Origin of the sequence: Acinetobacter sp. ANC 4216 (assembly GCF_004331195.1) — a bacterium.
Taxonomy (GTDB): Bacteria; Pseudomonadota; Gammaproteobacteria; order Pseudomonadales; family Moraxellaceae; genus Acinetobacter; species Acinetobacter kookii.
Window position 1 is genome coordinate 52,891 of sequence record NZ_SJOC01000007.1, and the last position, 24,734, is coordinate 77,624.

General features: G+C 41.9%; 16 protein-coding genes and 1 pseudogene. 4 read left to right on the forward strand and 13 right to left on the reverse strand.

Features of this window, described 5'->3' with window-relative positions; translation table 11 throughout:
- Nucleotides 1-124: 124 nt before the first annotated feature.
- Nucleotides 125-1,396: a Glu/Leu/Phe/Val family dehydrogenase gene (locus E0H88_RS07155; RefSeq protein WP_165493296.1), complete on the reverse strand. Its 1,272-nt coding sequence runs from the start codon at nt 1,394-1,396 to the stop codon at nt 125-127.
- A gap of 319 nt (nt 1,397-1,715) precedes the next feature.
- On the opposite strand from E0H88_RS07155, the gene pdxR reads away from it, so the two are divergent.
- Together pdxR and E0H88_RS07165 are read left to right on the forward strand one after the other, a co-directional pair.
- Nucleotides 1,716-3,218: a MocR-like pyridoxine biosynthesis transcription factor PdxR gene (gene pdxR, locus E0H88_RS07160; protein ID WP_131273627.1), complete on the forward strand. Its 1,503-nt coding sequence runs from the start codon at nt 1,716-1,718 to the stop codon at nt 3,216-3,218.
- 417 nt (nt 3,219-3,635) lie between these two features.
- Nucleotides 3,636-5,081, forward strand: coding sequence for an amino acid permease (locus E0H88_RS07165; protein ID WP_131273628.1), 1,446 nt, complete (start codon nt 3,636-3,638; stop codon nt 5,079-5,081).
- Between the two features lie 149 nt (nt 5,082-5,230).
- On the opposite strand, the gene E0H88_RS07170 is transcribed toward E0H88_RS07165, so the two are convergent.
- Nucleotides 5,231-5,830 (reverse strand): NAD(P)H-dependent oxidoreductase, encoded by a 600-nt coding sequence (locus E0H88_RS07170; RefSeq protein ID WP_131273629.1) that lies wholly within the window; start codon nt 5,828-5,830, stop codon nt 5,231-5,233.
- A 116-nt stretch (nt 5,831-5,946) separates the two neighbouring features.
- Between E0H88_RS07170 and E0H88_RS07175 the strand changes: the two genes are divergently transcribed.
- The gene (locus E0H88_RS07175) at nt 5,947-6,570 is read left to right on the forward strand and encodes a TetR/AcrR family transcriptional regulator (RefSeq protein WP_131273630.1); all 624 of its coding nucleotides are present in this window, start codon (nt 5,947-5,949) and stop codon (nt 6,568-6,570) included.
- Nucleotides 6,571-6,939: 369 nt separating this feature from the next.
- The gene (locus tag E0H88_RS07180; protein WP_131273631.1) at nt 6,940-7,671 is read left to right on the forward strand and encodes a Fic family protein; all 732 of its coding nucleotides are present in this window, start codon (nt 6,940-6,942) and stop codon (nt 7,669-7,671) included.
- 146 nt (nt 7,672-7,817) lie between these two features.
- Here E0H88_RS07180 and E0H88_RS07185 read toward each other — a convergent pair whose 3' ends face one another.
- The 11 genes and pseudogenes from E0H88_RS07185 to E0H88_RS07240 all read right to left on the reverse strand — a co-directional run bounded on the left by E0H88_RS07185 (nt 7,818) and on the right by E0H88_RS07240 (nt 24,734).
- Nucleotides 7,818-9,167, reverse strand: a complete 1,350-nt coding sequence (locus tag E0H88_RS07185; RefSeq protein WP_131273632.1) for an ATP-binding protein — start codon at nt 9,165-9,167, stop codon at nt 7,818-7,820.
- Nucleotides 9,167-9,829 (reverse strand): response regulator, encoded by a 663-nt coding sequence (locus E0H88_RS07190; RefSeq protein ID WP_131273633.1) that lies wholly within the window; start codon nt 9,827-9,829, stop codon nt 9,167-9,169. Before E0H88_RS07190 ends, E0H88_RS07185 begins: the two co-directional genes overlap by 1 nt.
- Before the next feature lie 139 nt (nt 9,830-9,968).
- Entirely contained in the window at nt 9,969-11,267 is a 1,299-nt protein-coding gene (locus tag E0H88_RS07195) for a TolC family protein (RefSeq protein ID WP_131273634.1), read from the reverse strand.
- The gene (locus E0H88_RS07200; RefSeq protein ID WP_252152001.1) at nt 11,264-11,581 is read right to left on the reverse strand and encodes a DUF3240 family protein; all 318 of its coding nucleotides are present in this window, start codon (nt 11,579-11,581) and stop codon (nt 11,264-11,266) included. The genes E0H88_RS07195 and E0H88_RS07200 overlap by 4 nt, the downstream gene beginning before the upstream one ends.
- Before the next feature lies 1 nt (nt 11,582).
- Nucleotides 11,583-14,666, reverse strand: a complete 3,084-nt coding sequence (locus E0H88_RS07205; RefSeq protein ID WP_086194905.1) for an efflux RND transporter permease subunit — start codon at nt 14,664-14,666, stop codon at nt 11,583-11,585.
- 10 nt (nt 14,667-14,676) lie between these two features.
- The gene (locus E0H88_RS07210; RefSeq protein ID WP_131273635.1) at nt 14,677-15,915 is read right to left on the reverse strand and encodes an efflux RND transporter periplasmic adaptor subunit; all 1,239 of its coding nucleotides are present in this window, start codon (nt 15,913-15,915) and stop codon (nt 14,677-14,679) included.
- Nucleotides 15,916-15,987: 72 nt separating this feature from the next.
- Nucleotides 15,988-16,852 (reverse strand): annotated as a pseudogene (locus E0H88_RS07215) (IS982 family transposase).
- 698 nt (nt 16,853-17,550) lie between these two features.
- A complete protein-coding gene (gene brxL / locus E0H88_RS07225; protein WP_131273636.1) occupies nt 17,551-19,599 on the reverse strand; it encodes a protease Lon-related BREX system protein BrxL in 2,049 nt (682 codons plus the stop codon).
- Nucleotides 19,600-21,918 carry a BREX-1 system phosphatase PglZ type B gene (pglZ, locus tag E0H88_RS07230; RefSeq protein ID WP_131273637.1) on the reverse strand — a complete coding sequence of 773 codons (2,319 nt, stop codon included), beginning with the start codon at nt 21,916-21,918 and terminating at the stop codon, nt 19,600-19,602.
- A 42-nt stretch (nt 21,919-21,960) separates the two neighbouring features.
- Entirely contained in the window at nt 21,961-23,760 is a 1,800-nt protein-coding gene (locus E0H88_RS07235; protein ID WP_131273638.1) for a DUF262 domain-containing protein, read from the reverse strand.
- Entirely contained in the window at nt 23,757-24,734 is a 978-nt protein-coding gene (locus E0H88_RS07240; protein ID WP_131273639.1) for a DUF932 domain-containing protein, read from the reverse strand. Before E0H88_RS07240 ends, E0H88_RS07235 begins: the two co-directional genes overlap by 4 nt.

Below are 24,734 nucleotides of genomic sequence, written 5' to 3' on the forward strand. Positions count from 1 at the left end.
ATAATAATCTTCAAAACCAGGTCGCTGGCATAAGCAAAATTTCTGACCAAATGGAATCAGTAAAGGCGTTAAATATCCAAACTTATGCCGGGTCAAATATTGCATCCTGCAAGAGACCCTACCCTTAACCTGGATAGATGCCGCGCTCTTGGCGAGCCATCAAAATCCGTTCACATGCCAAAATATAAGCTGCGGTACGTAAAGAACATCCGGCCTGCATGGCTTTGAGCCAAACGTCATGCACGGCATTTTTCATGATTACATCCATGCGCTGATTGATTTCTTCTTCTGTCCAGAAATAGCTGGCAAGGTCTTGTACCCATTCGAAATAGCTGACAGTCACGCCACCAGCATTACAGATCACGTCCGGTACAACCGTGATTTGACGCTGACTCAGGATTTCATCCGCTTCAGTGAGGGTCGGACCATTGGCCCCTTCCAAAATGATCTTGGCTTGAATGGTTTGGGCAACCTGCACATCAATCACTCCTTCCAGTGCCGCAGGAATAAACACTTCTGCGGGAATTTGCCAGAATTTTGCCGCCGCGATTTCGTCGCTTGCAGCAAATCCCTGAATCTTGTGATGGGTGTTTGAATATTCGATTAACTTGGGGATATCAACCCCTTGTTCCTGATATAGGGTTGCGGAGTGATCCTGTACGCAAATCACTTTGCTGCCATTTTCATGAAACAGCAAGGCGGCTTCGCTGCCGACATTACCAAATCCCTGCACGCACACCCGGGCATCCTTTAAATCCAGGTCAATTTGCTGAGCCACTTCACGTCCGCTAATATACACGCCACGTCCTGTAGCTTTACTGCGGCCTAAAGAACCGCCAAGATGCACGGGTTTTCCGGTCACCACACCGGTAATGGTAGAACCGGCATTCATGGAAAAGGTGTCCATCATCCAGGCCATGATTTGCGGATTTGTCCCCACATCCGGTGCCGGAATATCTTTTTGCGGCCCAATAACCAAATTGATTTCTGCGGTATAACGCCGTGTCAATCGTTCCAGTTCACGCTTGGATAACTGGCTTGGATCAACCCGTACCCCGCCTTTGGCACCACCAAAAGGTAAATTCAGCGCCGCACACTTAATCGTCATCCATGCAGACAGTGCCATCACTTCATCTAGATTGACATCCGGATGGAAGCGTACACCGCCCTTGCCCGGACCGCGGGTCAAATTATGCTGAACCCGATAACCTTCAAAATGCTGAACGCTGCCATCATCCATAATCACCGGAATATCCACAATCAGGCTTCGTTTCGGGCGTCGCAACATATCCAGTCTTTCGCTGAGTTCACCCAGATAAGGAGCCACTTTATCCAGCTGTTTCAGATAATTGTTCCAGGCCGTCGTACCGTGCTCGGTATAGGTGAGCCCCTTCATCATTGTGTTCATTGCATGATCCTGTTTTTTGTATGCAGACGCATTTCCTTGCGGCCGCAAAAAATATAAATTTATCTCTGCTTGTCGGCATTTATTGATTCAGGTGTCTAGCCAGCGTGATCTGGGCTAAAACATTCAGCGTGGATTTTTCGCTTTGGCTTTAACCAAGATATGTGTATATTGCCTGCCGTTTACAGGCCCGTATTTACATCCACTGCGCAACAACGGGATACTTTACAATTACTGCCTGACCAGATTATTTTGCACATACCGATATCGCTCTCACGAGAGCCACTTTGAATTTGTAGGAGAGAGCCAATTGCGTAGCTTGCTTGGAGACTATTTGCTGCAGCGATTACAGCAAGATATCGATGGAACATTGCAGCTGCGATTATTTCGCTGCTTGCGCAATGCCATAATTGATGGCGTATTGGCACCCAAGACTCGCCTGCCGGCATCCCGCGATCTGGCCAAAGAGATCAAGGTTTCCCGCAATACGGTATTAAGCGCGTATGAACAATTACAGGCACAAGGCTATGTCGATGCCCGCACAGGACAAGGTACCTGGGTCACAGATAAACTGCCCGAATCCTTTTTAGTCAAGGCGGAAAATAGCAACGCCCCTGTTCAAGAAAAAAAATCTCAGCAAAGTTACAGCTTGTCTCAGCGCGGTTCTTACTTAATCGGCTATTCAGCAGCTTCTCCTTATCAATGGGGTGCCTTTGTCCCTGGTGCGCCAGATGTGACAGAGTTTCCGCATCACATTTTTAGCAAAATTCAGACCCGTTTGAGCCGTGAACCGGAAATTACCCGCTTGATTTACAGCAATGCCGGCGGCTGTCTGGAACTGCGCCAAGAACTGGCGGAATATCTGAAAATTGCACGTTCGGTGCAATGCGATGCCGATCAGATCATTATTACCGAAGGCACGCATCAGGCGATTGATTTAGTCTCGCGTACCTTGAGCGACATTGGCGATGAAGTCTGGATCGAAGACCCAGCCTACTGGGGCGCCCGCAATATTTTGCGCATTAACGGGGTCAATCTGCGTTCACTACCGGTCGATCAGGAAGGCATTATTCCTGATCTTGATCCGAAAGTACCTCCCAAGCTGATCTTTGTTACACCTTCCCACCAGTATCCCCTAGGTTCACATCTCAGCCTGGAACGGCGCAAACAGCTGATAGCAATTGCCCGGCAGCATAAAAGCTGGATTGTGGAAGATGATTATGACAGTGAATTCAGGTTTTCAGGCCAGCCCTATCCGTCTTTACAAGGATTGGAACCTGATTCCCCGGTCATTTATATGGGCACATTCAGCAAAACCATTTATCCTGCCCTGCGTATCGGCTATCTGGTGGTTCCGAAGAAACTGTTTTCCCCACTGCGCATTGTGGCATCAGAACTCTATCGCGGTGGACATTTAATTGATCAGAAGGCACTGGCAGAATTTATCCGTGAAGGCCATTATGAGGCGCATATCCGGCGCATGCGCTTACTCTACAGTAAACGCCATGCATTTCTGATTGATTTAATTCACCGCCATTTAGGTGAAGATTTTCTGCACGAATACAACACGGCAGCAGGCCTGCACCTGATTTTAAAACTGCCAAGCAGCAGTGATGATGTCCTGATTGCATCGAATGCACTTGATCAAGGTATTAAGGTCAGAGCCCTGTCGCAATACTATACCAAGCACTATTCTACCCGGCAGAAAGGATTACTGCTCGGTTTCGCCTGCGTGAGCGAACAAGAAATATTGGTGGCTTTCGGCGTACTGTTAAAATGCTTGCGCGACAATGGAATTCATACTTTAAATTAGTAAAATTTCGATTCTAATTAAAATTTTATTTTTAAAATCAATATATTCTCGGCCTGTTTTTAAACAAGGAGTAAAACCTTTTATGGCCCCTTCATTTTATTTAGTCTTTATTTTTCTGTAAACATTTCTTTCGGTAATTTTCACCTTTTTAACGCAATTGGCTCCCTTCAATAGCTAAAAAATGGCTCTCGTCACCTGACAACAAAAAAGAGAAATTAGCAGCATACATACACAGCATGTAACAGTTTTGTAATCAAAGTTTGATTTTTCATGTGTTTATAGAAACATCGGCTTTATTAAGTTTAACTTAAAATTAATGAAGTGATTGCGAATTCGGTTACAGTTTCAAAGGATAGATAGTGTACACAAGGTAGAGAGCTCTATTGCTGTTGCACTATGGATATTAAGGGAAATTATATGGCAGAACATCAACATGTCTCCACGCCCGATTCATCACACGGCTTAAAAAGTGGACTTAAGTCACGTCATCTTACAATGATCTCGATTGCCGGGGTAATTGGTGGCTCACTGTTCATTGGCTCTGGTAATGTAATCTACTCGGCAGGTCCCGCTGCAATTTTGGCCTATGCCTTTGGTGGATTGCTCATTCTATTAATCATGCGCATGCTGGGTGAAATGGCCGTTCTCAACCCGGATAGCGGTTCATTCTCAACTTATGCTGATCGTGCAATTGGCCGCTGGGCAGGTTTTACCATTGGCTGGCTGTATTGGTGTTCTTGGGCATTACTGATGGGCTGGGAAGCGTATGTCGCAGGTAAAATTCTCAACAGCTGGTTTCCGTTTATCCCCATCTGGGGCTACATGCTCCTAGTTATTGTGTCATTGGTTGTCGTTAACTTACAAAATGTCAAAAACTATGGCGAATTTGAGTTTTGGTTTGCCCTGATTAAAGTGATCGCAATTGTTATTTTCTTAGTCATTGGTAGCTTGGCCGTCATGCACTTATGGCCGTGGAGCCAAGCAGGTGTGTCAGGTATTACCCATTTAACCTCTGAAGGTTTCATGCCCAATGGTTTCTCTGCAGTAATCACGGCATTACTCGGGGTTATGTTTGCCTACATTGGCGCTGAAATTGTGACGGTGGCTGCCGCAGAATCACAAAACCCTGCACGTGAAATCCGCAAAGCATCTAACTCAGTGGTATGGCGTATCATGTTGTTTTATGTCGGTTCAATGCTTATTACCGTCTGCCTGATTCCACATAACAATCCACTACTCAAAGACCCAACTTGGGGAACCTATAGTGTGACCTTAACTGCACTCGGTATTCCAGAAGCAAAACACATTGTCAATTTTGTGGTCCTGACTTCAGTGTGTAGCTGTTTTAACTCTGCACTGTATACCTGTTCACGTATGCTGTTTTCATTGTCAAAACGTCACGATGCACCGAAAAGCTTTGGTTTAATCAACCGTAATGGTAGTCCTTGGATGGGTGTTCTGGTGTCATCATCATTCGCTTTATTGGCATCCTACCTGACTGCCACTGAAAGCATGAATGTCTACGACATCTTTATGTTAGCGACAGGTACAGCGGCACTCTATGTCTATCTCACCATTGCTTTTTCTCAATTACGTATGCGTAAGAAATTAGAAGCGGAAGGACAAGTGATTGACTTTAAAATGTGGTTATTCCCTTGGCTGACTTATCTGGCAATCTTCTTTATTATTGGCGCCCTGATTACCATGCTGGTTGAAGGAACATATTTCAAAGAAGTGACTTATACCAGCTTGCTTGCGCTCTTTATTGTCGGATTAGGCATCTGTGCACAAAAATTCAATTGGGGTAAAGATTCACAAAAAAAAATTTCACAAAATAGAATAAACTTGAGCGACAATATTTAATGCTCAAGCTGATAAAATAAATCTTGCTGACAGAATCAGCCCGGCTGGTAGGTGAATGTTTAATCTAAATTTTCACCTACCAATCGCAATAAAAAAATCTTTTATCATTCAAAAACTGCTCTTCTTTGATCAGCAGGCTTTCCAAGCCATTAAACTGCTGCATCCTGTTTGGCATACTTTTCCATTAGTCTTAACCATTTTTCACGTTTTAGCTCACTTGAACCGCGAACAGAACCAATATAAGCCGTTTTGATCTTTTTTATACCGCAGAACGCTAAGGTGGTTTTTTTCAGCTGCCGAGTACTCGGTTCACCATAATACCATTTATAGAACCAGCCCGGCTGGTCCAATGTGGTGATAATTCTGGCTGTTTTATTGAATAAATGCCCTTGGATACGGTGGCTGTTCTCCACATAACTAAAAGCAGTACGAGGCAAAAATACACGGTCAATAAAACCCTTTGTTATTGCAGGCAGTCCGCCCCACCATACTGGAAAAATCCAGACCAAATGATCAGCAAGCTGAATTTTTTTCCAAGCCTCTTTTAAATCCGGCTCGAGCTCCATTCTCTTTTCATAGCCATGTTTCAAATTAGGATCAAAATGCAAGAGCCCTACTTCAATCAAATCAACCTGTACATTGGACTTTACCAGATAAGATACATAGGCTTCGGTTAAGGCAGCATTAAAACTGGTTTTTGAAGGATGCCCATTAATAACAACGATTTGTTTATCTGTACTCAAACTCATAACAATCTCTATAATTGAACCATATTTTTCAAATTACAAGTGATATCTGAAAACAAGTAGCAAATTTATCGTATAAAATTTAAGATATCAATTGTTATCTCATTTCTTTTATCTTTATGAATCCAGCAAAACTTTCACGCGATGAAAAACAGCTTAAAACCCGTCTGGCGCTCATTGAATCTGGATTTTCACTCATTTCCAGTCATGGTTATGGGGCAGTTTCTATTAGAAATATCTCCAAGCATGCCAATTATACTCAAGGGGCTTTTTATTCTAATTTCAGCAACAAAGAAGATTTTTTATTGGAATTAATGCGATTACAGTTTGAAAAGGAAAATATTCAGCTTCAGAAAATAATATCCACAGAAAACTCAAATATTGATCATACTATTGATGGACTCCGGATTTGGCTTATTAATTTTTTTAATAATTTTGAATGGTTAAAAATATCCATTGAACTGCAATTATATGCAGCTCGTGATCAAGCTTTTGCATTGGAATATCAAAAAATTTGGCAGACGCATCAAGATGAAGTCGCCAGAATTTTAAGCAGACTCATTCCAGCAACGCAATTGGTCGATCAGAAGCGTATTGAGAACATAACTGTTGAACTCATCTCGTTAAGTTATGGTTTAGCCTTGCAATATATGATTTTTAAAGATGACATTGAAAAATATATAGATATTATTATTAAAAGTTTAAACCGCAGTCTTGAAGTCCTAAATACGGATATAAATTGAAGCCAATGTCTCACAACTGGAAGTAAGCTACATTTTTATAATAAATATATGAAAATAAAAAAGCCACTTATTTAAGTGGCTGATTTATAACAATAATTTTGGTGGAGGTGGCGTCAATTGAACTCATAACCCAAACAACTGTTTTTATTTAATTTATAAGAAAAAAATAATTTCATTGACCCAATTTTGACCCACTAAATTTCTGGTGATATTTCTGTAACTTAGGGGTTAGAAAAAACTTTGCAATCAGTATATGTAAGTATAGCACATTTAAATTTGGATAGATCTTGAAACGTTATAACATTTCATATATCGAAATTTGTTTTTAATGTATTATTGCTTATAAATGAGAACTCTAGGACAGAGGTAATGTTTGAAATTATTGATGATTTGAAAGCTAAATTAGATCAGCATCGCCCTCTTTCCGCTTCTATTATCAAAAACTTACAAGAAGATCTTATTGTTCGGTGGACTTACCATTCCAATGCGATTGAAGGTAATACACTAACGCTATTAGAAACTAAAGTTGTCTTAGAAGGAATTACTGTTGGTGGCAAAGCATTAAGAGAACACTTCGAAGCCATTAATCATAGAAATGCTATTTTTTATGTTGAAGACATCATTCGAAAAGAAGAACCTTTTTCTGAATGGCAAATTCGTAATATTCATCAGCTCATTTTAAAGAATATTGATGATGATAATGCTGGACGTTATCGTCAACAAAACGTCCTGATATCAGGTGCTACCACTACCCCACCTGACTATACTTTGTTAAATGATAAGATGGCTCAATTGGTAGATTGGTATAACAGTGAAGCACATAAGCTTCATCCTATTGAGCGTGCAGCTAAAGTACATGCTGATTTTGTTGGCATTCACCCATTTATTGATGGCAATGGTCGCACATCACGTCTTTTGATGAATTTAGAATTACTTAAAGCTGGTTATCCACCTTGTGTGATTACTGTAGAGAATCGTTTAGCTTACTATGAAGGATTGGATCAATGGATGGCTTATGGAAAAACTGCAGCTTTTACTCAGTTAGTTTCAGAAGCTGTATTAGAAGGATTTAAACCCTATCAGCTAGTATTAGGTATTTAAAGCAGCTTGAGCGGTAACATGATCGCTAGCTTGAGCGGTGTCTTGATTGGTTACCACTACTTTTAAACACCTAGTTAATTAGCTATTTTATCTGACTAAAAAGTGTCTAAGAAATTTGTGGCTATTAAGAGCGCCATTATTTAGTTCTAATGGTTAAATTCAATCCTAACAATAAGACCACCAATAGCATTTGTCCGACGTAACTCAACTTTTCCGTGATATAAATCGACAATTTGCTTAACAATCGATAAGCCGAGGCCACTGCCAATAATGACACTGTTCTGATTCACCCTATAAAATCTTTGGAAAATCAGAGGTATTTGTGCTTCATCCAAACCAATTCCATTATCCTCAATCTGCACAAAACTATAATTTTCAATACATCCACAACTGATTTTTATGACACATGGGCGTTCATGACTACGATAGATGATGGCATTTTCTAAAAGATTACGGAGCATAATTTCCAATTGCTCAGGTTGTGCCATAACTAGGGCTGACTCCAGTTGTAGCTGTAAGTCAACCTTTGCTTGATGAAGCTGAAAATCCATCATCGAAAGGGTACTTTGAATCATATTAACGAGATCGACCGAGCCTTGAATTTGATGAGCATTGGGTTCAATCCGGGCCAAGGTCAGTAACTGTGTAATCATTCGCGAGGTTTTATCAATACCAATCATAATGTCCTCAGCTGCTTCTCGCGCCTCCTCTGTAGAACGTGCACTCTGCAAAACTTGTGCATGCAGGCGGATCGCTGCTAGAGGAGTACGTAACTCATGAGCTGCATTCGAAGTGAAACGTTTTTCACGTTGCATACTTTCTGCAATTTCACTCAATAATGTATTTAATGAATTCACCAAAGGTTCAATTTCTTTCGGCACGACAGGATTAATAGGTTTTAAATGCTCAATCGACTGCTTTTCCAGATTTTGACTGATACTGAACACAGTGGACAGATGGCTGCGTATGGTCTGTAAAATCAACCAAGAAAGTAATGGTAAAAAAAATGCTGAAACCCCTATTAAAAATAACAGCATATCTCTCTGGATATCCTGACGGATCGTCCAGACCTGTGCAATTTGTACTTGTATAGTGTGGGTGCTGTCCCAAACTGAATAACTGCGATAGGTTTGATTACGAATCTGAATCCAGCCAAAGTTGACTTGCTGGATAAACGGGTGTGTGTCAACACCGACCGAACGATAAATTAACTTGCCATTACGATGCCAGATCTGGAATATAATCTGATTATAATGCTCCCCTTGGGCTTTCTCGATGACAGTATGGTCTGGGATTCTCCCCTCCAGTGAACTTGACGTAGTCGAAAGTAAAGCATGGGCTGTTTCGGCCAATGATTTATCAAAAATATTATTGGCGGTACGCTGCATTCCCCAGTAAATACAACCTAAACTACCCACCCAGACACTGGCGGTGATGACCATTAAAATAAATGATAGACGTCTGGTCAGTGAATAACTACGGATGAAATTGGCCATTAATAACTTTCATCCATAATATATCCAAAGCCTTGTACAGTACGGACGATGTTTTTACCCAACTTACGCCGTAAATTATGAATATAAACTTGGATCACATTACTGCTTATATCTGCATCATAGGCATAAAATGAATTTTCTATGCTCTCCCGTGAAATGATGCGGCCACGGTTAAGAATAAAGAGTTCCAGCAAATGAAACTCTCTCTGGGTTAGTTCAACTTCAGTTTTATCTCTCAGGACCTGTTTGGTCTCTTTATTAACTACAATGTTGCCAATCTGAATCAAATCACCCACATCACCTGAAATACGGCGTAATACTGCTTGAATCCGTGCAATGACCTCATACAAATCATATGGCTTAACTACAAAATCATCTGCCCCAGCATCCAAACCTAAAATGCGCTCCTGAATTTTATCCTGAGCAGTCAGAATAATAACGCCTACTTTATTCTTTTTACGGCGCAGTGACTTTAAAACCTCTAATCCGTTCCGGTCTGGCAAACCTAAATCAAGCAAAATAAATTGATAATCATAACTCGCCAAAAAATGATAGGCTTGCTCCGCTGTGGTAGCAATATCAACAACAAAATTCGCTTGGTCTAAACCACGTGCTGTCGCCTTAGCCAATAACGCATCGTCTTCAACTAACAATATTCTCATGTCTGAGCTACCCCCTCATTATGTTACTTACAAACCTATATTTTATTTCCATGAAAACGCTAGGTATTCGGCCCCCAATAAGACCGAATAATTTCTATCTAAAGCATTGATATATCATCACTTTACTATTTTACTTTGCCTAATGATCCTCATGTAAAGGCCATAACTGATGCGAATTCAGCAATAGTAAACTCAAGCTTTCTGCATAATCAATTTTGGCTTGATCAATTCGACCGCGCGCATCAACCAGTTGCTGTGAATGAAGTAACAGTTCATTTAAACTCAATTCACCGAGCTTATATGCTTTTTGCATCAATCCATGTTGTTGCTGTAACTGTGCCAAATTCTGTTGAGCCTGCTCACTCCGTACAGTTGCCGACTCCATCTGCGTAAACCAGTATTGCGTTTCCTGACGCAAACGGTTTTCTACTCGTCCGATCTCAAAATTGGCCTTTTGAGCTTCCGCCATGGCCATACCAGAAGCTATACGCACTTGTCGACTGGCGAGTGGAATTGAAACGCTCACACTCATCAAGTTTTCAACGCCAGACTGTTCACGACTATAGCCCACTCCGACCGTAGGATTAGGTACCCGATTGAGTTGCTCTCTTTTGACTAATGCATCTTGCTGTGCTGCCTGTGTTTTAACCAGCTCAAGCTCATGGTTGGCAGACAAAACCTGCTGTATCCATTCAGTCTGTGTATATTCGAGTGGTCGAATTTTGATGACATCACTGCTCCAGTGTTCTGGAATATTTCCCTGATAATCACGTGACAATAACTGCTGTGCTTGATAGTAAGCTGTTTTAGCCTGCATATATTGCTCTTCGATTTGCCGCGATTCATTGCTAAGTAGCATCAGTTCCAGTCGTGGGGCATCTCCAGCACGAATACGCTGCTGGGTCATTTGCATATAGTGCTGTATTCTTGCTTGCTGTTCCTCTAAACGCGTCAATTGCAAAGCACTGCGCATATATGCAAACCACTGATTTAGCAAATTTTTGGCAACTTCATGTTTGGCATCTTCATATTTTAATTCCGCAATACTCATCCCTCGTTGCGCCAAATCCTGATCCAGCTCGTATTTGCCAGGCAAACGAATCTGCTTTTCAATACCAAAGCTCGGCTCATAACTATTGGACTTTGTTTGACCATCCTGGGCGTTGCTGTTACGAAGCTGCATGCCTGCACGCACGGTCCAGGGATGGCCCAGTTTTAGCCCCTGTCCTGCAAAATTGGCATAGTCCTGGTCCGAAACTGCCGATCGAACAGTTGGATGCTGTAACAAGCTCTGTTTGACCGCATCGAGTTGCGGCAAGACTTGATCCAAAGCGGGTTCCGCGGATACGACAGAAGTCATCATCACACAACAGCCCAAGCCCAGTAAACGTAAGGCTTTACCCAGCAAACGGGGTTGAGTCGCTATCTCTGGTTTCATTCGTTCACTTCTCCTTGACCAGCATAACCCGATGTTATGGTTGGTAATACCCAATAGAAACAGTCACTTGATTTAAATTTCTTTTGGATATGGGCTAAAACTAAAGGTACAGTTGCGAGGGGTAAAATCAACAGAATCAAATTACGCTCAGTTGCACCCCGAATTTTTTCTTGAATGTTGCGATAATGTTGGCGGCTGCCGAAACCTTGTGCCGGGATACAGGTACATCCTGTCACAATCTCGGGAATAAGCCATAAATGGCTCATTAATTCTTCCGCAATATCACTGGAGATGTTGATAGAGAGTTGGCACATTTCAGACATGAGTATCTCGCACTAAACCAAATTGTTTGAACAAGTTAGGAAGTAAAATCAGCGTCAGTAAGGTGCAGGAAATTAATCCCCCAATCACCACGATCGCCAATGGACGCTGAATTTCAGCACCTGGCCCAGTGGTAAAGAGCAAGGGAATTAAACCCAAAGCCGCGATACTTGCAGTCATCATTACTGGACGTAAACGTCGCATCGCCCCCTCACGAACCACTTCTTCAATTGCAACGCCGCGTGAAATGAGCTGGTTAAAATAACCGATCATCACCAAACCATTCAGTACGGCAATCCCCATTAATGCAATAAACCCAACAGAAGCAGGTACCGATAAATATTCACCGGTAATGGCTAAGGCTACGACTCCCCCAATTAAAGCAAAGGGAATATTCACAAAAACCAGTACTGCCTGACGAACAGACCCTAAAGTTGTAAAGAGCAGGAAGAAAATCATGGTCAACGCTGCAGGGACAACCAGCATCAGACGCGCTGCTGCACGTTGTTGATTTTCAAACTGTCCACCCCATTTCAATGAATAGCCGGCCGGTAATTTAACTTTCTGGGCAACCTGCTGTTTTGCTTCCTCGACAAAACCAACCAGATCCCGGTCACGCACATTGGCACGGACAACGGACATTCTTGAAGCATTTTCCCTGTCAATTTTGACGACGCCTTCAGTCTTGACCATTTCTGCTAAAGAGGACAACGGTACAGCCGCTGAGTTTGCAACAGGTAAATTCATGTTCGCGAGGGCAAAACTGGATTGTCCCAGACGTGGATCACCTTTCATCATCAATGGAACTGGTCGCCCCTGTTCAATAATCGAACTAATCTGCTGCCCTTCAATGAGCATTTTGAGTTGTGCCTGTATGCTCTGACTATCTAACTGATTGCGGACAGCCATATCACGACGAATACGTAATTCCTGATATTGCACCCCAGAATTTTCCAAAGTCATGACATCTTCACTGCCTTTGATCCCTTGTAGAACGGTAGAGATTTGCTTAGACAGCTGATTCAGCTGATCTAAATCGGTACCAAAAATTTTGACGGCCAAATCTCCACGTACACCCGATAACATTTCTGAAGTCCGCATTTCAATCGGCTGACTAAAGGTGAGATTGACCCCAGGAACATCGGCCAATACATGGCGAATTTTGGCTAAAATCTGCTCCTTACTTTGTCCCTGCCACTGATCTTGCGGTTTCAAAATGACAAAGCTATCGGTTTCATTTAAGCCCATAGGGTCAAGGCCCAGTTCATCCGAACCGGTTCTTGCCACAATGCGGGCCACTTCTGGAACTTGTTTTAGAATTCTTCTTTGAATGTCCAGATCAAGTGCAATCGAATTTTGCAGGCTGATCGATGGCATTTTTTCCAGCTGCAATATGGTGTCACCTTCATCCATGGTTGGCATAAAGGACTTACCAATGAGTGGAAAAATGAGTGCAGCAACCACCAAAGCACCTCCGGCCAAAGCATAAACACGTTTCGGATGGGCCAAACTTGCATTTAACACCTTGCTATATGCCTGTTCCAGCTTAGCAACAATATACGGCGTGTGATGTGCTTGAGATTTTAAAAAATAGGAACACAGCACCGGAATAATCGTTAATGAAAAAATCAGTGAGCTCGACAATGCAAAGACAATGGTCAGTGCCACTGGAGAGAAAAGCTTCCCTTCCAGACCTTGCAACGTCATTAACGGAATGAAGACCAGCATAATAATGATCATTCCTGCAGTCACCGGCACCGCCACCTCACAAACTGCGCGATAAATGACATTCAGCGGGGGTAAAAACGAACGGTGTTTGGACTCGTGTGCATCTGCCAGTTGCATTTCGATATTTTCAACCACCACAACCGCCGCATCGACCAGCAAACCAATGGCAATGGTTAAACCACCCAATGACATCAGGTTGGCACTTAATCCAAACTGACGCATCATTAAGAAAGTACTCAACGCAGATAAAGGTAAAATCGCGGCAACCACCAAAGCGGCTCTTAAATTGCCTAAAAACAACAGCAATAAAATCAGGACCAATACAATCGCCTCGACCAAGGTTTTACTCACGGTATGAATGGCACGATTCACCAGTTCACCACGGTCATAAAAAGGCTTGATCGTAACGCCCGGGGGTAAGTTTTTCTCAATGTCATGCAAATGTTCACGCACACTTTGCACAACCTGACGTGCATTGGCGCCTTTTAAGGTGAGGACAATCCCTTCAACAGCTTCACCCTGACCATTTTCGGTTACCGCTCCGTAACGGGTAAGGGCACCGGTATGAACATCGGCGACATCCTTCACTTGCACCAGCGTCCCCTGATGATTGGAAACAATAATCTCACCCAGCTCTTGTAAATTGGTGACACGACTATCGCTACGAATCAGTAATGATTCTCCATTTTCATTCAGACGCCCCGCACCGTCACTTGCATTATTTAATTCAATTGCTTGTTTTAACTGATCAAGAGATAGACCTCTCGATGCCAGAGCATCCAGGTTAGGTGTCACTTCAAAGGTACGTGCCAAACCACCCAGGACATTGACATCCGCTACCCCTTCAATTTTTCTGAGCTGTGGACGGACGACCCGATCGAGCAAGGTTCGTTTTTCCATATCACTCATAGGACCATGTAAAGTGAACATAAAAGATTCACCTAATGGCGTCGTCATAGGCGCAATCCCGCCAGAGGCATTGCCAGGCAAAGCTGACATGACTCCAGTCAAACGCTCATTGACCTGTTGTCGGGCCCAATAAGGATCTGTCCCTTCTGCAAAATCCAGGGTAATGATTGCAATAGCATATTTAGATTGTGAACGTAGTACAGTTTGATGAGGGATTCCCAACATTTCCTGTTCTATCGGTACCACAATACGGCTTTCCACCTCTTCTGGCGTCATGCCAGGAGATTTCATCACAATTTGAACCTGTGTGCTTGATACATCGGGAAAGGCATCAATCGGCAATTTGGTAAATGCCAAATAACCCGCAACACTGATTGCCATACCCAATAACAGCATTAGGATTCGTTGACTCAGTGAAAATGCAATAATACGTTTTAACATGTGCCTAACCTCAATTCACCGCAGTGCTACTGCTGGCAGGTGGTGCCTGCTCTGCACCGAAACCTGACCAAACGGCTTTTAGACGTTCGACACCCCGCACAGCAACTTGAATTCCAGGTTTTAATGCATTTCCAATCACATGACTTTGCTGCTGGTTCGCCCCCACCAGTTCCACAGGCGTTGCCACGAAACCATTTTGGTTCTTGATAAAAATGAAGTGCTTGTTATCTTTTAAAGTTAAGGCAGCACTCGGTATTACCCATGCGGTTTTTGTTGTCGGGTTATGGCTTTGAATATTCGCTTTAACAAACTGTTGTACTTTTAAACAGTTATCCTTGGCCTGCATTTGGACTAGAACATTTTGAGATTGCGTATTGCCTGAAAGTGCTGGTGCAATTTGTTGTACCTGCCCAGTAATTTCACATCCCTCAACTTTGACCAGATCGCCAATCTGGATATATTTGCTATCCGCTAAAGGGGCTTGTAACATTAATTGCAAAGGTAGATCACTATTCACCAACTGACCCAGTACTGCGCCGGTTTCTACATATTGACCTGCAGATACCTGTAAACTTTCTACACTACCTCTGGCGGGACTTTTAACATACACCACAGGATTCAGTCCCTGACTGCTACTTGCTCCCATAAACTGCAACATGCGTTGCTTGGCACTCAGATCAATATTCAGTCGTTGCACTACATTCTGGACTTCCTGTACACGTTTTTCAGCGATAATCCCTTCTGCATATAAACTGCGTTCACGTGCCAAATTCTGGCTGGCTAATTGCAGTTGTGCACGAATTTGTAAAATGTCATTTTGAATCTGGATTAAATCGGGACTGTGAATAGCTAGTACAGGACTGTAGAGACCAACTTGTGCTAAAGGTTGCACCAATACCTGTTGCACTATCCCCGCTACAGGACTGGTTAAAACCACTTTACTTTCAGGTGACCACTGCGCTTGCCCCTGCAAAGTCATTGCAAGTCTTACATCAGTTGTTGCTTGTCCTAAACTTTGTAATTGAATACCTGCTTGTTGAATCTGTTTGGGCGAGATTAAAATCTGATTACCAGAGATATCTATGGTTTCTGATTCATTGGTGACTACATTCTGTGTCTTTACTTTTTCCGCTTTATTTTTATTTAGTAATAAACTACTCGCCCACCAAACTCCTAAAATTACCAAGACCAATGTGCAAATACTGATAAATATTTTTTTATTTTGTAATACACGCACTTGTTGACTCACTGATCTACCCTCAAAAATATTTTCTCTAAGGATAAATTCAAGTTCTTAATATCTAATTAACCCGAATCCTGTTTAAGCCGATGTTTCCATAAGACGAATCATTGGCTTATTTTGATGACAAAGTTGATAAGCGCACAGAGAAGCATAAATGCCTGTCAAATAACCTGTAATACTCCGTGCTTTGCTCGTGACTAAGTTGTATGTCCCTTTTAGCAAGCTGAATAATGTTTCTATTTTATTACGTTGTTTTAAGTGGTAGTTATCCGCTTTTGATAATTTAATCGCTTGCATGTTTTTACGATGATAGGTCATCAAATCAATACCTTGATCTTTAAGCCTGCTCTTAAGCTCATGACTAATATAGCCGCGATCAGCATACAATTTGGTAGTCATTCCTTTGACTAGTTGCTCCACCATTTTGATATCTGCTGTATGTCCATTGGATAAAACCGTATTTACTATTCCACCTGATTGATTCATCAGCAAATGCAGCTTACAGCCAAAGAACCAACCCATTGAGCTTTTTCCACGTGTTGCAATAGCCGATAAAGACTTATGACGTTGTATTCGCTGATTTTTACAGACAGGTAATATGGTTGAATCAATCCATAAATAATTGCTTTGCTGATCTTTCATCAAAGCAAAATGTAGGGCATGTAAAGCCAGTTGATGTGTATTCATCAGATGAATCATGCGTTGATAATACGGTAGATGTTTAAATAGATGGCTATTGTTATATTTTAACGCTGTAAAGAATGCTTTGAAATTATTGAAATGAGAGCACTTATACCAAATTGCAATAAAGGTAATTTCAGAAATACTGAGCAGGGCGAACTCTTGAGCATCGAAAGTTCTGCTTTAAGAAATTCCAATAGATTGATTCAAATCTTAGAAAGAAATCATCAATTATGCAGAATAATTGGGTACTATCAATCATAAGGACTAGAGCTTTAAGTTTGGTGTGGTAACTCAACTGATGGCTCTAGTCCTTCTCTTTTTCAAGTCAATTTCTTATCCGCGATTCGGGTTAAGTTATTAAATTTTTCGATGTAATTTAAATTCTCATCTTTGCTGAGATGGTGGCAGTTTAACTGACCAAAAATCCCTAATGAAATCTGTTTGTTAAAAAAATATAAGTTGTAGATTTTCACCCGAATTTACCCCCTGATCATCTTTTTAAACAACTACTGCTCACTTTCTATAAAAATGTTCAAATCAGAATACTATTATCATACTGACTACTTGGGCGAAGCTGGAGTCACAGAAACCTGTCTATACAGCCTTTGCAATCTCACTCAGGCCTAAGTTGTGCTCTATTACTGTAAGCGTCCGCTGAACCCCATCGCTATTTTTTAATTTGGGTCAGGGTTCCACCGGTGTGGCAGTAATTCTTCTATTTGGGTCACTTTCAGTGTTGGCAGCCTTTTTAGTACATCACTCAAAGAGGCTGAGGGATAGTAACCATCCACTAAACACACCTTTCTAATCAATCTTATCATTGTTATTTTATCCCCCATTTATTTTAAACGGGGACTCTTCATTTATAGCCATGGATATTTATTCGGTAGCAATGCCTGTTACTAAAAAGCGCAGACAAACAATATTGAATTCAAACTAAGTATTATCAAATGCCTTTTACTCTAAGATAGCTTTCAGCAGTGCATCTCGCGCATCTTGATAAAATTGAATATCTACTTTAGTTGCCATTTCATCAGATAGCTCATATAACTGTCGTCGAGCTGTAACGGGCATTAATAATGCGATTGCACCTTTCTCTACAGCCAATTCAGCAATATTAACAGCATTATTAATTGATTCAATAGACCCCCCAAGGTTAATTTCACCGACAACAATAAGTCCACCTTTTACCGGTTTTTTGAGTAATGTACTGCACATAGCAACTAATGCAGCTACGCCAAGTTTTGAGCCTTTCTTAGCTGTATCAAAAGCACGTAGTTGAACACTGAACTCATGAGCACGTGGATCACGATCACCAACAAGTTGATTGGCTCTAGCATATAAATTTTGCTCAGCATAACGCAGAGATTCTCTAAATGCTGAAGGTGCAGGGTTATTCAAAATTTTCACACCAGATCCAGGTCCATCATTCACTTCAATACGATAAAGACCAGCATTGTCATCAAAGTCAGCCCCACCTTCACTAATGGTCCAAATCTGTCCAGGCTCTAACGGATCATCACCAATTTCATTATCAGAACGTAATTCCGGAGTGGCTACAAATTTTTCAACACCATCATCACCAACGAAATAACTGAAATGAGTATTACGAAACTCGGCTGCACCCACACGCTTCTGTTGCTCTTTTACACGTCGACGTACTTCCAATGCTAATCGAACCGCCCACTCCAAATCCTCATTACTAATTGAAGACTCCGGATGTGGATACAATAGTTTTAATAATCCAGAAACCGTTTTGTTTACTGCATTAGTATCGCGACCACTAAGCGCACCACCTAAATGAATTCGGTTCTGCATCGCCGAGACTCTACTTTGGTTACGCAGTTGGCTCATGCACTCGGAGAAAAAATCGCTAACTAGACCAAAGTGGTCAGTTGTCAGAGATTTATTCATTTTAGGAACATCCCAGCCTGGAAGGTAGCAATGGATACGATCCATCCAAGCAGTATCATCACGCATTTCTGCAGGTAAGGGGCCAAAAAGGTGCCCAACACGCTGCTGATGTTCGACATCTACATCAAAGTTACCAACAAACACCATAGAACCATCAGCACGAATACTTTCTTTACCTCGGCTGAACTCTCCACTTTCCATGTAGCCTTTCATAATGTTAATGCCTTCTTTCGAGTCGAAAGAAACGCCACTTACTTCATCAAAACATACCACATCGTACTGGCATACTAGGCCACGCTGGCCGTTAGCATTATTGACGAACATTTTTGCAATAGTCGCTTTACCACCTGAAATCAGATGGGCGTATGGAGACACTTGTTGAAACAAATGACTTTTACCTGTACCGCGAGGACCTAATTCAACTAAATTATAATTGCGCTCTACAAAGGGTACCATACGCAATAAAATAGCATCTTTAGATCTTGTTGTTAGTGCAGAAGGCTCAAGTCCGATTGAACGTATTAAAAAATCTTTCCAATCGTCACTACTAAAAGATTTGCGTGCTTTTGCCATTACTTCAAGCACATTCCGCTTAGATAATTGAATTGGTCGAATTTCTTTGATACCGAAGGCATTACCGTTTTCTTCAGCAATAACCGCATCGTATTCAAGAGTTACTTCAGCATAAAAGCCTCCCGTCAAAAGGCGCTCATTATCATCAACCAGTTTATCTGCAATGCGCACCCGGTTAAGATTAATACCGGGTAAATTGGCAAGATAACCCCGTTCTTTTTCTACAAACCTAGCACTAACAATGTCAATTAACTTAATGGAACCATCTTTATACGCTCGTGCTTTGAACAACTCCTCTTCACCAGCGCGAACCGTGCGAGATGAAAGTTGTCGTTGCACAATTTCAAGACCTTCTTCTATCTCATCTGGGTCGGTGCTGGCACAGTAGCGACCTAGCATAAATTCAACCACATAGGTGGGTACTGGGAATTGACGAGCAAAGGTTCTAACTAAATCTTTACGAACAATGTAACCTTCAAAAGTGGAGGCCGCTTTGTGATCCAATGCATCCAATTCCATTTATTCATTTCCTATAATTGTCGGTTGCTTAGCCAGCACATTTCCTTGTCCATCGAGTAATACTAATACTGCAGTTGTGTTTTCATAGTGATCATCCACCATCAGATTACACATTCCATCTTTAAGTGGTTTGCGTTTAGTAATTTCCGTACTCTCGTCGCCCGCATGTGTTCTCAAAACGGCTACTATGGACTTAGAATCTGTTTGTGCTTTGATCTTGCATGTAAGGCCAAGCCAACGCAAATCAGATAATGTTGCAGAGGCTGTAACATTAGTGACTAAGCTTGGATTTTTACGAACTGCAATTACTGGTGTTAAGCACTCCTGTAAGCTTAAACCACCATGATCATAATATCTTCCAGCGATAAAACTACTAGCGCCTGGAGCCATTGCGATACTAACAGCATTGTTCCAAAACCAACCTACTTGTTGGTAACCACTATCCATTGAATCTTTGATAACTGCACAGCGTCCCCATCGAGTTTCTGTTAAATGCTTAGGCAATTCAACTTTAGCCATCGGTGTAGGAGTTAGCAACCAGCCGTGGTCGGTGACAATACGAATTTTCTGCCAACCTACATCCAGAAGTTCGCCAACCGTTTCTACTATTTCGGCCAGCAAAATATCAATCCGTGTAGCAAGTTTCAGTTGTTTTTCATGACCTTCGCCGTCGATATCGCCATTTTGAATCCAGGCATTAGAACTCGGATCACCTGAATCACCTCTATTAAGATATTGCCAGCCTTTTTCTTTTAAAAATTTCTCCAAATAGTACATAGAGAAATCTGTGTCGGCATCTAGCAAGCTAGGTTTAAATTCACGATCAGTAATTCTTCCTGTCAAACGATTATGAATAGGGGTTATAGCCGCTTTAGCTGTTGCAGTCACCGAGGGTAGAGCGGCCCAGTTTGATGATAACTCTACTTCACCTACACTATTTAGCTTTGAAACCAATCGCTGGGCGATATCGAATCGCAGGCCATCTACAAAAAATATCACCTCACCATGAGATGCATAATTGGCTGTGGCTTCATTAAGCTGATCATTGCCTGGATATCCTTTAACCTTAACTAATTGTTGAAAGTTAAGTGTTAGATCATCCAACCAAGGTATATAAATTATCGCTAAAATTTGCTGTACTAAAGTTTGTAGGCCGGATGGCAACTGGAAAGCTAAAGACTTGAGCATCTGATCATCGGCCTGCCAGTGATGCTCACGATACTGTAAAGCCATTTCATTAGCATCCGCACCTGAAAATACATGAGATGTTTTTTCAGCTACTTGACTTAAATGCCCTAATACTCCTGCCAATGGCGCTAGACCAAGTTCATACCATATCCAAGTACGCCGCTTGGCATGCTGTTGTTCCAGAGCAATAAGAGTTTGACGTGCCTGAGTACTTCCTTGTTCAACAATTTTTTGCAGTGCTCGTGCCAAATCTTGCTCTTCACTAGCGTTAATAGAAGGATAGCTTTCACCATTAGCAGCTAAATCATGCTGAACCTTAAGTAAAAGTTGAGGTAAACGAGGGTAATGCTTGCAAGACTCTATATAACGTTGCCATACACTTTCCCAAATACCTTGACGTTGGCACAACATTTCAGCTGCCGTAAGCTCACCTTCCTGCTCGGGATTAAAGTGATATTCTGTCTCGCAGATACCTACTAATGCCTGCCAACGCCCCTCATTCCAGCGTTCTCGACAAGCTTTGCTATCATTCATCCAACTGAGTAAATCACGTACCGAATCACTGGACACAAGTTTGTTAAAGTCTGGTGCTTCCAATCGGCGGTTAGCCAAGTCCTTACACCCACTTTCTAGAATCTCAGGCAGTACACGCAACATGGCTTGCTGAGTTTTTTCATCCTGTGCCACATCTAGTCCCACTCCACCATTACTAGATATCAGAAAAGCGTTTACCGTCCAATCTCGACTAGAATTACTGTAAATCCACCAACAACCTCTGTACTGTAATTCAGCTAAGGGTTTAAGTGCATCAGAGCAGGAACTAATAGCTCGTAATTCACTTCGATCTATGCCCGGTAAATATACAATCGGAATTCGATCTGTAGGCAATTCAATTTCAGGTAATACTTTTTCGACTACACACTTAATCCAAATAGCCGGCCCAGTTTTCTTCTCAGGTGCATAACTACCAAGAACAATCAATTCTGGTAGAGTGGCCTGTAGTAAATGCAGGGCTGGCTCCCATTGGCGTAGCTTGTCAGTCCAAAGGATTACACTGGGTGCGACTTGCACATTAGAGTTATAGGTCGCGCTAGCGCGTACTTCACTGGCAAGCAAATCAATAAGTTTCATAGCATTCCTTAAAGAAGATAAACAAACGCTGCAATAGAACTACTAGGCATCTGCATTTAAAACCATCAGCGGATACTTTTTCATCACCTCTGCAACCAGCTTACCGGTTCTGGCCTCAATTTTGTCTACAGACCAACTGTCTTCAGTTATAAGCGACTCATTCAGATAAAGACCATTGTTGTAACCAACCTTACGATCTTGACTATCTACTCTGTTCTTTTTCTCTTCGAAGCTTTTGTTACCCAATGCACTGTTGTAACCAGAAATAGTTAGATTACCCAGGCAGTGGACATAAGACTGGCGGTACTCTTCAGCAAGTACTCCATCGCCATCTGCAATCATTTTCACCCAACTAGCTGGAATATTATCGCCTTGGGGAAAGATATGCTCGATAGTCCAAATGTATTGCTTAGCTTTTAACGCCCATAGATCTACCTGACTCTCACGGGTCATTCTACTTTCTTCTAAAGCACAGAGCACAAAACGACAAACCGCTTTGTTATCTTCGTAAACTGAACCCTTGAGACTTTTCTCGAACTGCTCATCACTAGCGCTTTCAGCTTTAAGTTTACTTTGGATATGCCTAACCACCTCAACACCATGTAAGGTCAAAATGCTTTCAGCCACATCCATAAAAATACGTGTCAGATCGCGTGTTGGGGGTAAGTCAGTCGTGTTACGACGAACAAAAAAAGCAATAAGAAAATCTACGATTTGTTCCAGATGAACATCTTCTAGCTTCAGCGCGGCCTTACGTTCGAATAACACCATCAGCAGTAAGTACGCTGCAGCACCCTGGATACGGTCCAATGAAAGTAACAACGCAGAAAGTTTAGGCTGACCAGAAACCGGACGGTAGCCAACAATCTGTGCATAGTGCTCAGACATTCGAATCATTGCTTGTAAAAAGGCTTCTGCATCATTACTGATTAATTTTTCATAAACATGTATCAGATTAGATTTGGTTGCAACCGGTACGGAAACAATATCTTTTAAGCTTGATTTAAAGGCATTGTAATACTGACGGAAAAATCGCTCCTGCACAGCATAATCATCGCTAAGTGCCTCAATAACTTTTTTCCAGCGATTGTACTGTTTATCAATACTGCCCTTATCCTGGGATTCCAGCACAGCCAGCAATTTATTCTTGATTAGATCAATCGCAGTGAGGGGTACGCCACGATTGTTCAGTGATTCAAACAAGGTATACGCATCAGAATGCCCTGCCACTTCAATTTTAACCAAGGTCGCTGTATTTACCTTTTCCAGTAATCCCTGCAATTTGGTAAGTGGATCGGTGCTATGCTCCAGAAACAACTCGATGCGGCTAAGAAAATGTCGGAACGCTTTGAACACTCGACGATTACCAGCATTTGCAACAGCTTCTACATCCTCAAGAATGCCAATTTGGCCAAGCACCGTAAAGTAATCCTGCTGATTACTATTCTGCACTTGAGGAATCAAGCGTGGTTGATTTGGCGCTTTCTTCAAAACCAATTTATGCTTGAGATTGTAAAGCTCGATCTGCTGCTCAATACTAAGGTTAGGCAGCTTATTAAAGCTGTCATAGATTGCAGCTAAAAGAAGCGACAACGTTGTCATACGCTGCTGACCATCCACAAGCTCAAGCTCTTGCACAGCTAGCGTGTCTTGCGATTGATTGATGCAGATAATTGAGCCAAGAAAGTAATGCAGCTCGTTATCCAATAAATCATCGAAAAGCGCATCCCATTGCGCCCGGCTCCAAGTGTATTCGCGTTGGTAGCGTGGAATGGCATATACCACACCACTTTCAATATCAAGCAAGGTCGAAACTGGGTAGTTATAGACAGATTTAATCATAGTCTTGCAATAACCTCTGCTGTGGTGCGGTAGTGTCCAAGATAGTCTTCAAACGAAAATTCTCGATTTTCTATTTGTTCTGAAAAGTCATTAATCCAATCTCCAGCCTTATGCTGAAAACCATCGATCATATTTTCTGGGGCGATCACACCAGTAGGACGACTGGCGTAGTCAGTCAATACATTCAGTGCCGCATAACCTTGCTCACCCAATGCACTAAAGTAATCACGAGTTAAGTCAGCAATTGACTGTCTAAACTGAACTAGTTCCTCAACTCTGCGTGGTTTGATCGAAGTATCTATTGGAATTTTCACATCAAATACTTTACAGGCTAGAGGTAACATCCAGCGTACTGGTACGTGAAAGCGCTGAAGGTTGTGTAATTGCCCAATAAATAACTGCTCAAGCGCCTTAATTTCACTAAGATTTTCATGCCAGCGACGCATTTCTTCATGAAACTGTTTGGTATGAGCAAAACTAATTTCCACACTTTTACCGCCAAATATCACCCCATTCAGACAAATCCATCGACAAAAGCCGATTTCAAAACGTAGCCGACGAGTACGATTATAGCTATTGGTAATACGTACAAAAGGCACCCAACGATCATTATTCCAAGGTGCAAAATCACTACCCTTGTGAATCAAATCAATATGGCAAAAAGACCGAGATTTAGGCATGATGACATTTAAACAAGCCATATCTTCCAAAGCGGTAAAGTTAAATACAGACTTTAATGCTTCTGCTGCAAGATCATAGGCTTGTTGGTTAGTGACCAAATGGTAATCTTCAGTTACCACAGCAAATGCATAGTCACTTTTACTATCTACTACTGCGAAATGACGTGGTAATGCCTGATAACCTACCGCATCAAAAAGATCATTACTCTGCTGAGCTGACTGGATGAAAACCGGTTTTAACTCGACAGGGAAAAATGCCTCTGTAGGATCAAACTCTTTCCAATGACGTTCCAT